Source organism: Bacteroidota bacterium (genome assembly GCA_016713765.1).
Lineage (GTDB): Bacteria > Bacteroidota > Bacteroidia > AKYH767-A > 2013-40CM-41-45 > Pollutiaquabacter > Pollutiaquabacter aromativorans.
In genome coordinates this window covers 1,126,638-1,139,246 of sequence record JADJON010000001.1, presented here as the reverse complement: position 1 = coordinate 1,139,246, position 12,609 = coordinate 1,126,638, and the positions used below count along the sequence as shown (strand labels likewise).

The following is a 12,609-nucleotide window of genomic DNA, read 5'->3' as shown; positions in this document are numbered from 1 at the left end:
ATGGTGATCAAAGTGCGCGAACGGCCTTCTTGAACTGACGGCCACGGTCCTCGTAGTTCTCGAAGAGATCGAAGCTGGCACAGGCAGGCGACAACAGCACCGCATCGCCTTTCTTGGCCATCCGATAGGAAGCTTGCACAGCCTCGTCAGCGGAAAGCGCTTCCACTACCGGAACTACTTCCTTGAAGGTCTTGACGATCTTCTTATTCTCTTTGCCAAGGCAAACGATCCCCTTCACTTTCTCGCGAACAAGTTCGAGCAGGGATTCGTAATCGTTGCCTTTGTCCACGCCGCCCAGTATCAGGACGACCGGTTTGGTCATCGACTCCAGGGCGTACCAGGTGGAATTGATGTTCGTCGCTTTCGAATCGTTGATGAACTCGATACCGTGAACGGTGGTAACGTGTTCGAGACGATGTTCGACGTTCCGGAAATCCGACAGGCTTTCGCGAACGGTTTCCTTTCGGATTTCCAATACGCGGGCGGCGATGCCGGCGGCCATGGAGTTGTAGAGATTGTGTTTCCCTTGCAGGGCGAGCTCGTGGATGAACATAGAAAAGTGGTCTTGGTTGATGTGTATGGTTAGTGTGTTTCCGTTTTCAAGAAAGGCGCCCTGCTCCACCGTCGATTTGATGGAGAATGGAAGCAGCCGGGCCTGGAAGCCGACCGTCTCCATATATTCCCGGGTAATCGGATCGTCCGCACAGTAAATGAAACAGTCGTCGGGATGCTGATTCATGGTGATCCTGAACTTGGAGCGGACATAATTCTCCAGCTTGTATTCGTAGCGGTCCAGGTGATCCGGTGTGATATTGGTCAGGATGGCGATGTGGCAGCGGAAATCGCGGATGCCGTCGAGCTGAAAGCTGCTCAACTCCAGAACGTAATAGTCGAAGTCATTCTCCGCAACCTGAAGCGCGAAGCTCTTGCCCACATTTCCGCCGAGGCCCACATTGAAACCGGCCTTCTTCAACATGTGATACATGAGCATGGTGGTGGTCGTCTTCCCGTTGGTGCCGGTAATGCCGATGATCTTCGCACGCGTATAACGACCGGCGAATTCGATCTCGCTGATGACCGGAATACCCGCCGCATGCAATTTCTTGATGAGCTCCGCCTTGTCAGGAATACCGGGACTTTTCACCACTTCGTTCGCATTCAGAATCAGTGATTCCGTATGGTGCCCGGATTCGAAAGGGATCTCATTCTGCTCCAGCATCCGGCGGTACTCCTCTTTGATCACGCCCATGTCGGAGACAAACACATCCAACCCCTTCCGGATAGCCAGAATGGCGGCACCGACACCGCTTTCAGCGGCGCCCAGCACCACCAGTCGCTTACGACCGGATGCGTTGTTCGAGTTGGGGTGTATTTCCGACATGATGACGGTCAGCGGAGTTTGAGTGTTACCATCGTGACGATCGCGAGCATGATCCCGACGATCCAGAAGCGCGAAACGATTTTTGCTTCGTGATAACCAAGTTTCTGATAGTGATGATGCAAAGGCGACATCCGGAAAATCCGTCGGCCTTCACCATATTTCTTCTTCGTGTATTTGAAATAGCTTACCTGCATGACCACCGACAGGTTCTCAACCAGGAAAATGCCGCAGAGGATCGGTATCAGCAGTTCTTTCCGGATCGCAATCGCGAACGTGGCGATGATCCCGCCGAGCGCCAGGCTTCCCGTGTCGCCCATGAAGACTTGTGCCGGATAGGCATTGTACCAGAGGAATCCCACACAGGCACCGACCATCGCCGCACCAAAGACGACCAACTCCCCGGTGTAGGGGATGTACATGATGTTCAGGTAATTCGCGAAAACGGTGTTACCCGATACGTAAGCAAGAATGCCCAGAGTTGCGCCGATGATAGCCGAGGTGCCGGTCGCCAGTCCGTCAATGCCGTCCGTAATGTTGGCGCCATTGGAAACTGCGGTGATGATCAGGATCACGAATGGAATGAAGATCAACCAGGCGAGGTTCCGGTAGCCCGGCCCCGTCCACTTCAGCAATGCGGAATAATCGAATTCGTGGTTCTTGATGAACGGAATGGTGGTCTTCGTCGATTTGACCGGATCCTTCGCATACAGTGCCGCTTCGCTTTGGCGGATATCTTCAATAACATTCGAAGTCTTATGCTCCACGGTCAGCTGTTGCTCGCGGATGCGCTCCTTCACGACGACATTCGGATTGAAGTACAAGGTCAAACCCACAATGAGCCCGAGTCCGACCTGTCCCAATACTTTGAACCGACCGGCAAGGCCTTCCTTGTCCTTCTTGAAAACCTTGATGTAATCATCTATGAATCCGATAAGTCCCAGCCAAACAGTGGTCACGATCATCAGAATTACATAGACATTCAACAGGCGAGCGAAGAGGAGGGTCGGGATCAGGATAGCAGCGATAATGATCAAACCACCCATCGTCGGTGTACCCTGCTTTTCCTTTTGACCGTCCAGGCCAAGGTCGCGTACGGTTTCCCCTACTTGCTTGCGATGCAACAACCGGATGATGCGCTTGCCGAATACCAGGGAGATCATCAACGAAAGGATTACCGCAAGGGCAGCCCGGAAGGAGATGTATTGAAACACACCCGCCCCCGGGAGATCGAACATGCGATCAAGATAGCCAAACAGGTAGTAGAGCATGTTCAGTTTCCGGATTTAAAAAGCTCTTCGATTACTTTCTTGTCATCGAACGGATGACGCACTCCCTTGATCTCCTGGTACTTTTCGTGACCCTTGCCCGCGACCAGGATGATATCTCCAGACCGCGCGAGTGTGACCGCTGTTTTAATAGCTTCTTTGCGATCGGCAATGCTGAGCGATTTGCGGCTGTCGGTCGGTGGAATGCCGCGTTCCATTTGCCGGATGATCTCGGCCGGATCCTCCGACCTCGGATTATCGCTGGTCAGGATGACCTGGTCGCTCAACTCACAGGCGATCCTCGCCATCACCGGACGCTTCGCTGCGTCGCGATCACCGCCACACCCGACGATCGTAATGACGCGCCCTTGTCCGGCCATGACATCGTGAATGGTGCTGAGCACATTCTGCAGCGCATCCGGCGTGTGTGCATAGTCGATTACACCGATCACATTGGCCGGTGACGCGACATAATCGAATCGTCCTTCTACCGGCGCCAGCAGACTCAGGGCGGTCAGGACTTCCATTTTGCTTTCTCCGAGTTGTACGGCTGCAGCGTAGGTAGCGGTCAGGTTGTAGGCGTTGAAACTGCCGACCAGGCGACACAGCACCTCCTGTCCGTCGATGTTCAGGAGCAGTCCGGAAAACTGATTCTCCATCAACCGCGCTTTATAGTCGGCCATCGTCCGCAGCGCATAGGTAAATTTCCGTGCACGCGTATTCTGCAACATCACTGAACCATTTCGGTCATCGGCATTGACAAGCGCGAATGCATCGGATGAAAGCTGGTCGAAGAAGCCTTTCTTGGCTTTGAGGTACTCCTCGAACGTCTTATGATAATCGAGATGGTCGTGTGTGATATTGGTGAAGACACCGCCCGCGAAACGCAGCCCGGCGATGCGTTTTTGCGCGACCGCATGCGAACTCACTTCCATGAACGCGTGCGTACAACCCTCGTCGACCATCGCGGATAGCAGCGCATTCAACTGAATCGGGTCGGGAGTCGTATGGGTTGACGGAATAACCTGGTCGTTGATCTGGTTGCGGACAGTCGACAACAAGCCGACACCATAGCCCAGACGGCGAAACAGTTGAAACAACAAGGTGACGGTGGTGGTCTTGCCGTTCGTTCCGGTTACGCCGACCAGCTTCAGTTTTTCAGAAGGATTGCCGAAGAAATTGGCCGCGATCTGTCCCAAGGCCAGGGCACTGTCCTGCACCCGTACATAGGTTACGCCGGCGACACGCTGCTCCGGAAGTGTTTCACAAACGATGGCGGCTGCACCCTGTTCCACGACACTGGAGATAAAGCCATGCCCGTCTGCCTGCGTTCCGCGCACTGCTACAAAGAGCGATCCGTTCCGCGCCTTTCGCGAATCGAAACAGACATCCACGATCTCGGTATCGGTGGAACCGAAGACATCGAGTATGCCGGCTTTGTAGAGTATGTCCTTCAGCGGCTTCATCAACCCAGTTCAATGACGATTTGTTGACCTTTCCGAACAGGCGTACCCGCGCCAATGGATTGCCGTGTTACACTTCCTTTTCCAGTCACACGAACGAGTAGTCCGGAAGACTCCAGTAAATACAACGCATCCTTAAGACCCATACCGATCACATTCGGTACGGCGCCCTGCGCCACACGACGGGGTTGTAACTCCACCTCATCCTTCCCCCTTGTTGCGCTGACCCACGCCGCCTCTTCAGACGCCGCGTGGTAGCTTACGCCCAATCCCGCCAATACTTGCCGCGTATCCTTTTGCGCACCGGCCCTGACATAAGGAACAGGCGTATATACATTCGAATCAACCGGCACATCGCCATTGTGCAGATCAAGCCGGGAACTGTAGACCTTGTCGGCGATCTCCTTGAAGATCGGCGCGGCGACTGCGCCACCATAGTAAAGACTATTCGAAGGGGCGTTGACGATCACGATGCAACTGTACGCGGGCTTGTCTGCCGGGAAGTACCCGACAAAAGACGCCTGGTATTGGGCATTCCCTTTGTTATACCCGAAGCGACTGTGCGCGATCTGGGCGGTACCGGTTTTTCCCGCGATGCGATAGGGAGAATCCTTCAGCACGTCGCCCGTTCCGTTCTGGACAACGCCCTCGAGCATGATGTGCGCTTTCTGAAGCGCCTCGGCTGAAGCGATCGAGTCACGCATCACTTCCGTTTCGAAGGATTTGACCAATTGGCCGCGATGGCGAATCTCTTTCACCAGCAGCGGCTTGACCATTCGGCCATTGTTAGCGACCGCGTTGTAGAAGGTTAGTGTCTGCAAGGGGGTGATCAGGCACTCGTACCCGATCGACATCCAGGGCAACGAAATGCCGGACCAGCCTTTTTCATTCGCGTTCCGGATGAAGGGAGCACCTTCGCCGTCGATCTGCAGGCCGAGTTTTTCCCCCAGCCCGAAGCTTCGAAGGCGATTCACAAACTCCTGCGGTCGCTTGGCATAGTTGGAAAAGATGATCCGGGAAACGCCGACGTTGGATGAATGTTCGAAGATCTCCTGGACACTCATCCGGCTGCGGCGCGGCGCATGCGCATCACGCATGGTCCCGTTCTTACGGGAATAGACATAAACACCATTGCCGACTTCGACCGTATCCTGGAGGTCGACCAACTGATCTTCAAATGCCACCAACAGGGAAGCCAGTTTGAAGGTGGAGCCGGGCTCGGCAGCTTCCGCGATGGCATAATTGAAGTCTTCCACATAATCACCGCCTTCCGTACGCGAGAGGTTGGCGATCGCCCGGATCTCCCCGGTAGCCACCTCCATCAGTACCGCACAACCGTGATCAGCCTTGTTGAGTTCCAGGTGGCGGCGCAAGGAACTCTCCGCAACATCCTGGATGTTGACGTCGATCGTAGTGTGAACATCATTTCCGTCGTGCGGCTCGATTTCATCCTTGTCCGTTACGGGCATCCAATCACCGCTGGAGATGCGCTGCATCAACCGTTTCCCGCTGACGCCCTTCAGGTAATCATCAAACGCTGCTTCGATGCCGACCGGCTTCACATTGCGAAGCGTCCCAATCGTCCGTGCGGCAAGGTCGAGGTACGGCAGCACACGGACATTCCGCTGCTCCACCAGCAATCCACCTTTATTGCGACCCATGCGAAAAATCGGGAGCGCCTTTACCCGTTGCAGGTCACGATAGCCGACATTTCTCCGAATTAAAAAGTAACGGGCGCCTTCGGCGCGTGCGCGTTTGAGGTCTTGTTTGTAATCGGCACGGGAGCGGTCACCGAAAATGGCCGCCAAACCCATGGCCAGCGAATCGATCTTGGCATCGAACAGCTCCTGCGTCAGACCGTCGGCACGTGTGTCCATGCGGACATCGTAGATCGGCGTGGACATGGCCAGCATCTTGCCGTCGCTACCATAGATATTGCCGCGGGAAGCCTCGATCTGCTGATACTTGAGCGACTGGCTACGGGCGAGGTCCTTCCATTGTTCGCCTTCCACGAACTGGATCCGTACGATCTGCCCGATGATGACCAGACCGAATACGATCAGCAACAGGAACGCGAGGTTGATCCTCCAGAAAATGTCGCGCTTCTTGCTCATACGGCTCGTCCCGATCAGTCGTTCTTTGAAGGTTGTTGATTGATCACAATTTTTCCGGGAGGATCCACCGGTTCCTTAAGACCCATATGCTCCACGGCTTTCGCCACTTCGGAAGGACGGCTGCGGTACATCAATTCAGAACTGGTCGAGATGTATTCGGCATTGAGCTCCCGGATATCCTTCTTCGTCTTTCCGATTTCCCGAACGACCCGCTCAGCGTAATAGCTGTTCGCGATGTATCCGATGGTCAGCAAGGTCACAAAGCCAATGAACGGCATCGCGTGCACGACCTGGTCGCGGTCGAACATGCCGAATACGTTCATCATCTTGAAAAAGCGCCGGGACGACTTTCGGGTGCGCGGTTTACGCTCTCCGGCCTCCGGCTCATCCTCTACTTCTGCACTTTTTCTGAGTTTGTTCTCAGCCATTTTGATCAGTTCGTATTGCGATCCGGAGTCGCGCACTGCGCGCCCGGGGATTTCGTTCCAATTCTTCCGCCGAAGGTTCCAGCGGCTTCCGGGTCAGCGCCCGAAAAGGCGTTTGCGGTATGTTTCCGTAAACATCCTTCTCCACTTCTCCTTCGAATTGTCCGTCCGCGATAAAACGCTTCACCAGCCGGTCTTCAAGAGAGTGGTACGTGATGAACACCAGTCGGCCTTTTGGAGCAAGGAGCTTAGGCGACTGCTCCAGCAGGTCACGCAGCGAAGCGAGCTCGTCGTTCACTTCAATGCGCAAGGCCTGAAACACACGGGCCAGGTATTGCGACTCCCGTGCCCGGTCGGCTACCGTCAACACCACCTCGCGCAATTGCCCGGTTGTCGTCAACGGCTGCAGGTTGCGTGCCGCCAGGATCTTCCTGACCAACTGTCGCGCGTTCTGGATCTCGCCATAATCCGAGAACACCTTGAGTAAGCGGTCTTCCGGATACCGGTTCACGACATCGGCAGCGGTAAGCTCCGATGCGTTCGCCATGCGCATGTCCAGCGGCCCGTCGAAACGGATGGAAAATCCCCGCTCACCCGAATCAAACTGATGAGAAGAAACTCCCAGATCGGCCAGCAATCCGTTCACCGGTAGCGCTCCGTAGTAACGGAGAAACCGCCAGGCATACCGGTAATTGTGCCGGACCCACACGACCCGCGGGTCGTCCGGCAGATTCGCACCCGCCGCTTCATCACGATCGAAAACAAACAACTTCCCTTTCGCCCCAAGCCTGCGCAGGATCTCCCGCGTATGGCCTCCTCCTCCCAAAGTGGCGTCGACATAAATGCCGTCCGCCAGTATATCCAGCGCGTCAACGCTTTCCTTCAACAGTACCGGCTCATGGTAAGAGGTCGCGCTCATCTCCGCCTTTCCGTTTTCCCAGCACCTCTTCCGCCAACTGGCCGTAATCACCGCTTTCTTTCAGCATTTTCTTGTACTCCTCTTCCGACCACACTTCAATCCGGTTGCCATACGCGAACAGGACGATGTCCTTCCGTATGCCCGCATATTCCGTCAACCCCTTCGGCAACAGCAAACGGCTCGTACCGTCCACTTCCAACTCCGTCGCACCGCGGTGAAACTGACGGGCCAACTCCCGGTGCTTGCGCACGAACAGACTGAGATCGTTCACCTCGGCGACGATGCGATCCCACTCTTTGCGGGTGTACATCACCAGGTGTTTCTCAAAGCCTCGATGAATCACAAAGCGCTTCTGCTCTTTGGCCGGAACCTGCTTCTTCAAGCCGGCCGGCAACAGAAATCGCCCTTTATCATCTACTGTACATGGGAATTCCCCGATGAACCCCGCCATGCGCCGCGTTTTTCGTTGCGCTAATGTAATCCAATTTTTCCCACTTCCTACCATTTTTTACCACTTTGTTGAAAAATTCTCCCACCCGGTTGAAAGACCGCCACGGACGCGACGTTCCTTCGCAGGAACCGCGTGGAGGCAACACCCCTGCGGTAATTGTCTTACATTTGGGATATGCAGTACGAGATCAAACGCGACGGCGATTTCCAGTACATCGAAGAAGGACAAGGCAAACCGCTTGTCCTCTTGCACGGCCTGTTCGGCGCACTCAGCAACTGGGTTGACGTGGTGGGACACTTCTCCCAGCGCTACCGCGTCATCATTCCCTTAATGCCGATCTATACGCTCCCGGTGCTCAATACCAATGTGAAAGCACTGGCCGAATTCGTACACGACTTCCTCGTCCACAAACAGCTCAAAGACGTGATCCTGATCGGCAACTCGCTCGGCGGACACGTTACACTGGTCTTTGTGAAGCGCCACGCGGAACTGGTGAAAGCCATGGTGCTGACCGGAAGCTCCGGCCTCTACGAAAACGCCATGGGTGGCAGTTTCCCGAAGCGCGAAGACTACAACTTCATAAAAGCGAAAGTCGAATATACCTTCTACGACCCGAATACCGCCACCAAGGAACTGGTCGACGAAGTGTTCAGCATCGTCAACGACAAAGGCAAGCTGGTTCGCATCCTCTCGCTGGCAAAGTCCGCTATCCGGCATAACATGAGCGAAGACATCAGCGCCATGCGACTGCCGACCTGCCTCATTTGGGGAAAACAGGACAACATCACACCGCCCGAAGTCGCCGAAGAATTCAAACGGCTGCTCCCCGACAGCGAACTGCATTGGATCGACCAATGCGGACATGCCCCGATGATGGAGCAGCCCGTTGATTTCAACCGTATCCTCGATGACTGGCTGAAGCGCCGAGGTTTCTGACCCCAACAATCCCGCTCACGATGCGCCGCCTGATACTGCTCCTGCCGGCCGGGCTATTTTGTCTGCAACTCTGTGCGCAGACGACACCCCCTGCTCCTCCCGCCAAAAAAAACAAGGACCACCGGTTCTATGCCGGCTTCAGCCTTGCGTTCGGACTCCCACAAGCTGAATTCCGGGACAACCTGAATTCCATCGGTATCGGTATCGACGGCATGTTCGCCTGGCAGCCCAGCCACCGTATTCCAGTGGCACTCGGGTTCGATGTGGGCTACATGGCCTACGCCATGCATACCCAACGGCAAACACTGTATGCCGAAGTGAAATCGGGAAACACGGTCATCAGCACCTTGGAAATACCCCTCCGGGTTGAAACGGCCAGTTCGATCGTCGACCCGCAAGTGCTCCTGCGTTTCATCGCTCCCACGAAAAAAGTGGTTCCGTTCGTCGACGCGATCTTCGGCTTCACCTACTTCCGGACCGGGACCAGCATCTACGACGAATCATCCCGTCGGCAGTTGTCGAGTGCGGAGGACGGGCTGATCACGCGCGACACCAACCTCGACGACTGGACCATGAACTACGGCTGCGCATTGGGATTGCAATACGAACTGAAACCCACACTCGCCATCCACGTCCGCTGCGCTTATATCTTCGGCGGTGAGGCCCAATACTACTCCGGCAAACAAGCCGAAAGCTGGGACATCAACCTCACCACCACGCCGACCGATCCCAATAACATCTCCGCGAACGAGCTTGATGTGAATGCAACACCTTACGAGTCCCGAACCGACATGATCAACATCAAGGCGGGCGTAACCTTGAAATTCGACTGATGGCCGGCTATACGATCCGCGATGCGGAATTTATTGTAAGCAACACTTCCGTTGCGAAATGCCCGGCTGCGGACCGGCCCGAGTTCGCATTCATTGGCCGTTCCAATGTTGGTAAATCTTCCCTGATCAACATGCTGACGGTGCGTAAAGGCCTGGCCAAGACCTCTGCTACACCGGGAAAAACGCAGCTCATCAACCACTTCCTGGTCAACAACGCCTGGTACCTGGTCGACCTCCCGGGGTACGGTTACGCGCGCACATCGCAATCCACGAAAGCGGGATGGGATAAGATGATCCGCGATTACCTGCTTAAACGCGAAAACCTGATGACGGTCTTCGTCTTGGTCGACGTCCGGCACGAACCTCAGAAGATCGATGTGGAATTCATCAACTGGCTGGGCGAACAGGGAGTACCGTTCTGCATTGTCTTTACCAAAGCTGACAAACTCTCCAAACAACAGGTCATCCGTTCCGTTGAATCCTACAAAAGGACGCTGCGGACAACCTGGGAAGAACTCCCGATGCTATTTATCACCTCCGCTCAAATGCGGAACGGTCGGGAAGAGATCCTGGATTACATCCTCTCCGTCGCCGCGGATTTCAAGCCGTCACGCAAACCCTGATCAGGATTTGGGCTTTGCAAAAAGTCCGGCCTTATCTCCGAACTCCTTCGCGAAATCACGGATCATCTTCGACAACTCGGCATCGTTCGTGGCACGCATATAGGTGTCGGCCATCGTTGCAAAGTTTTCATAAAAGAACCGCTTCATGTCATCCACCAGCATGTCCTTCGTCCAAAGGTCAATGCGTAGTGTGGCTTTCTCGGCAGGGTCCCAAAGCGACAGCAAAGTGGCGTGACAATTTTTCTTCCCTTCTACGCCGCTGTCGGTTGCCTGCCATTCAATGGTATGCGGGATGAAGTCGTTATCAACGGTAATATCGAAGTGTATCGCGGATTTTTTCATGTTTGTTTGATTGCAGGGTTGCCCTTTCAGGGTTTATGCGGCTTATAGCCCGACTCCTGGTATACCCGGTTGAGGTCTTTTTCTTCCAGCAGTTGTCTGATGCTCACGTCAGGATGACGCTCCATGTAAGATTCGACGATGCGCCATCCGATATACAACGCTATGTTACCGGGCGACTCCTTAGGGAAACCGCCTGTACTCGGACCTTCTCCGGCATATTTCAACAGCACATTCGGGTCAGCACTGAACAACAATTTCTGGTCAATGAAGAAACTCCAGACCTGTTGTTCATTGTTGCCGCACCATTCCAGTTGCGCACCTGAGTAACCACTTAGCAAACTGTCGGGCGTTTCCGGCAATAGAGCATGCAACGCGTACTGTATGCGGCCTTGCGATACCATCCTTTCGATCAGTTTTGCATTGGACTCGTCGATCCCGTAATCACTCATCAACCAGCCTTTCATCGCATCCGGCACCATGTACTCCGGACGCATTTTGCGACGCAGATAATTGGGCAGCGGAGGCTGTAACGTATTATACAAGGGATAGTCGGGCCCCAGATACAAGTCCAGCGAAATCCCAAGCCAGGAGGAATCGCAAACGATGGGGTACGAGAATCCGGAAACCAGTGTCGCTACCTGTGGCACCGCGGCATCCGGCAGATAATAACGGTAGTGCCTGAATGCGTCCGTGAGTCCGGCATTCAAGGGATCCAGCTCCGGAAAAGCAGAACGGCAATCCCGCTCCAACCGTCGGAAATTGGTATCAGAAACGAACTCCCGGAACCGCGCTGCGGTCACTTCGGGATCTGGTCCACCCAGTCGGGTGATCTGGTAGGCGAACAGATCGAAAAGACTACCATACCGCATCCGCAAGGAGTCGAGCCCCACCTCCAGGCTTGAAGTATCGATGGAGAACATATCCGCTTCGAATCGCATGACCCGGATATCCAGGGGAATCGTACTCACGTCGATACGCTCCCGGCGATCGGACCGACAACCGCCGATCCACAGCAGGATGTAGAAAACGAGCAGCAGCGGGAGGGGCCGGGAAGCGGTTTTTTTACCTAACATTGTGACGAATAACAACGCAAAGATGAAAAAGATATTCCGTTTCACGTTTCTTCTCCTCTTCCCGATCCTCACTGTGCAGGCACAATCCTCGGATCCGACATTTCACTTCGGCATGAAGATCTGCCCCAATATGGCCTGGCTCAAGAGCGACACGAAAGGCATCGAATCCGACGGGTCTGTAACCCGATTCTCCTATGGCCTGATAACCGAGTTCCGGATCGCCGAAAACTATGCATTCGCCACCGGTATCGACATCGCCTATCGGGGCGGTAAGCTGAAAGGTGAAACCAGTACGGTCCTGAACGACACCACGACCACTATTGTGTCCGAATCCACCCTGAAGCTTCAATACATCGAACTTCCCCTTACCCTGAAACTAAAGACGAATGAAATCGGCCACCTGCGTTACTACCTGCAGGTAGGTGTCGCTCCGGGCTTCAGCCTTCGCGCCAGGGCTGATGGCAAGTCAACCACCCAAATCCGTTCGACGGGCTATCAGGCCAATTCGACTGCCGAATTCGAAGACCAGGATGTCAAGGACGACATCAACAACATCAACCTCAGCATGGTGATCGGCGCAGGTGTGGAATACAACCTGAGTGGCACTACCAATTTCTTCGGCGGAATCGTCTTCAATAACGGCTTCACCGACGTGTCAGATTCAAAGGACGCCAAATACGTCTCCAACTTCCTCGGCCTGAACCTCGGCGTGCTGTTCTGAGGATACCCGGGAAAGTCCCTACCTTTACCGCCTCTTCCGTTATCGGGAGAGGCGTTTTTTATG

13 protein-coding genes are annotated in these 12,609 nt (G+C 54.7%); 4 read left to right on the top strand and 9 right to left on the bottom strand.

Translation table 11 applies throughout. From position 1 onward, the window contains the following. Positions 1–7 precede the first annotated feature (7 nt). Genes murD through mraZ form a run of 7 tightly spaced genes read right to left on the bottom strand, consistent with a single transcriptional unit; the run spans position 8 to position 8,018 of the window. Positions 8–1,381, bottom strand: coding sequence for a UDP-N-acetylmuramoyl-L-alanine--D-glutamate ligase (gene murD / locus IPJ96_04395; GenBank protein ID MBK7909589.1), 1,374 nt, complete (start codon positions 1,379–1,381; stop codon positions 8–10). A gap of 8 nt (positions 1,382–1,389) precedes the next feature. Then, entirely contained in the window at positions 1,390–2,649 is a 1,260-nt protein-coding gene (locus IPJ96_04390) for a phospho-N-acetylmuramoyl-pentapeptide-transferase (GenBank protein ID MBK7909588.1), read from the bottom strand. Between the two features lie 2 nt (positions 2,650–2,651). Beyond that, a complete protein-coding gene (locus IPJ96_04385) occupies positions 2,652–4,112 on the bottom strand; it encodes a UDP-N-acetylmuramoyl-L-alanyl-D-glutamate--2,6-diaminopimelate ligase (protein MBK7909587.1) in 1,461 nt (486 codons plus the stop codon). After that, positions 4,112–6,223 (bottom strand): transpeptidase family protein, encoded by a 2,112-nt coding sequence (locus IPJ96_04380; GenBank protein MBK7909586.1) that lies wholly within the window; start codon positions 6,221–6,223, stop codon positions 4,112–4,114. Before IPJ96_04380 ends, IPJ96_04385 begins: the two co-directional genes overlap by 1 nt. 14 nt (positions 6,224–6,237) lie before the next feature. Then, a complete protein-coding gene (locus IPJ96_04375) occupies positions 6,238–6,651 on the bottom strand; it encodes a hypothetical protein (protein ID MBK7909585.1) in 414 nt (137 codons plus the stop codon). Further along, a complete protein-coding gene (rsmH, locus tag IPJ96_04370) occupies positions 6,644–7,567 on the bottom strand; it encodes a 16S rRNA (cytosine(1402)-N(4))-methyltransferase RsmH (protein ID MBK7909584.1) in 924 nt (307 codons plus the stop codon). The genes IPJ96_04375 and rsmH overlap by 8 nt, the downstream gene beginning before the upstream one ends. Then, positions 7,545–8,018, bottom strand: coding sequence for a division/cell wall cluster transcriptional repressor MraZ (gene mraZ / locus IPJ96_04365; GenBank protein ID MBK7909583.1), 474 nt, complete (start codon positions 8,016–8,018; stop codon positions 7,545–7,547). Before mraZ ends, rsmH begins: the two co-directional genes overlap by 23 nt. Positions 8,019–8,192: 174 nt before the next feature. Between mraZ and IPJ96_04360 the strand changes: the two genes are divergently transcribed. The 3 genes from IPJ96_04360 to IPJ96_04350 are packed head-to-tail and all read left to right on the top strand — an operon-like array spanning position 8,193 to position 10,410. Further along, on the top strand, positions 8,193–8,954 hold the full coding sequence (locus IPJ96_04360; GenBank protein ID MBK7909582.1) for an alpha/beta hydrolase: 762 nt from the start codon (positions 8,193–8,195) through the stop codon (positions 8,952–8,954). 20 nt (positions 8,955–8,974) lie between these two features. Continuing rightward, positions 8,975–9,787, top strand: a complete 813-nt coding sequence (locus IPJ96_04355) for a hypothetical protein (protein ID MBK7909581.1) — start codon at positions 8,975–8,977, stop codon at positions 9,785–9,787. Next, positions 9,787–10,410, top strand: coding sequence for a YihA family ribosome biogenesis GTP-binding protein (locus IPJ96_04350; GenBank protein ID MBK7909580.1), 624 nt, complete (start codon positions 9,787–9,789; stop codon positions 10,408–10,410). Before IPJ96_04355 ends, IPJ96_04350 begins: the two co-directional genes overlap by 1 nt. On the opposite strand, the gene gldC is transcribed toward IPJ96_04350, so the two are convergent. Continuing rightward, positions 10,411–10,752, bottom strand: a complete 342-nt coding sequence (gldC, locus tag IPJ96_04345) for a gliding motility protein GldC (protein ID MBK7909579.1) — start codon at positions 10,750–10,752, stop codon at positions 10,411–10,413. It abuts the gene before it with no gap. A gap of 26 nt (positions 10,753–10,778) precedes the next feature. Then, positions 10,779–11,825: a hypothetical protein gene (locus IPJ96_04340; protein ID MBK7909578.1), complete on the bottom strand. Its 1,047-nt coding sequence runs from the start codon at positions 11,823–11,825 to the stop codon at positions 10,779–10,781. Positions 11,826–11,847: 22 nt separating this feature from the next. On the opposite strand from IPJ96_04340, the gene IPJ96_04335 reads away from it, so the two are divergent. Further along, complete coding sequence (locus tag IPJ96_04335) at positions 11,848–12,546, top strand: PorT family protein (GenBank protein ID MBK7909577.1); 699 nt, start codon at positions 11,848–11,850, stop codon at positions 12,544–12,546. Positions 12,547–12,609: the final 63 nt, after the last annotated feature.

What these genes read in the sequence shown, in the direction of transcription:
- murD (MBK7909589.1), bottom strand. Translation starts at nt 1,381, where the DNA reads ATGTCGGAAATACACCCCAACTCGAACAACGCATCCGGTCGTAAGCGA.
- IPJ96_04390 (MBK7909588.1), bottom strand. Translation starts at nt 2,649, where the DNA reads ATGCTCTACTACCTGTTTGGCTATCTTGATCGCATGTTCGATCTCCCG.
- IPJ96_04385 (MBK7909587.1), bottom strand. Translation starts at nt 4,112, where the DNA reads ATGAAGCCGCTGAAGGACATACTCTACAAAGCCGGCATACTCGATGTC.
- IPJ96_04380 (MBK7909586.1), bottom strand. Translation starts at nt 6,223, where the DNA reads ATGAGCAAGAAGCGCGACATTTTCTGGAGGATCAACCTCGCGTTCCTG.
- IPJ96_04375 (MBK7909585.1), bottom strand. Translation starts at nt 6,651, where the DNA reads ATGGCTGAGAACAAACTCAGAAAAAGTGCAGAAGTAGAGGATGAGCCG.
- rsmH (MBK7909584.1), bottom strand. Translation starts at nt 7,567, where the DNA reads ATGAGCGCGACCTCTTACCATGAGCCGGTACTGTTGAAGGAAAGCGTT.
- mraZ (MBK7909583.1), bottom strand. Translation starts at nt 8,018, where the DNA reads ATGGCGGGGTTCATCGGGGAATTCCCATGTACAGTAGATGATAAAGGG.
- IPJ96_04360 (MBK7909582.1), top strand. Translation starts at nt 8,193, where the DNA reads ATGCAGTACGAGATCAAACGCGACGGCGATTTCCAGTACATCGAAGAA.
- IPJ96_04355 (MBK7909581.1), top strand. Translation starts at nt 8,975, where the DNA reads ATGCGCCGCCTGATACTGCTCCTGCCGGCCGGGCTATTTTGTCTGCAA.
- IPJ96_04350 (MBK7909580.1), top strand. Translation starts at nt 9,787, where the DNA reads ATGGCCGGCTATACGATCCGCGATGCGGAATTTATTGTAAGCAACACT.
- gldC (MBK7909579.1), bottom strand. Translation starts at nt 10,752, where the DNA reads ATGAAAAAATCCGCGATACACTTCGATATTACCGTTGATAACGACTTC.
- IPJ96_04340 (MBK7909578.1), bottom strand. Translation starts at nt 11,825, where the DNA reads ATGTTAGGTAAAAAAACCGCTTCCCGGCCCCTCCCGCTGCTGCTCGTT.
- IPJ96_04335 (MBK7909577.1), top strand. Translation starts at nt 11,848, where the DNA reads ATGAAAAAGATATTCCGTTTCACGTTTCTTCTCCTCTTCCCGATCCTC.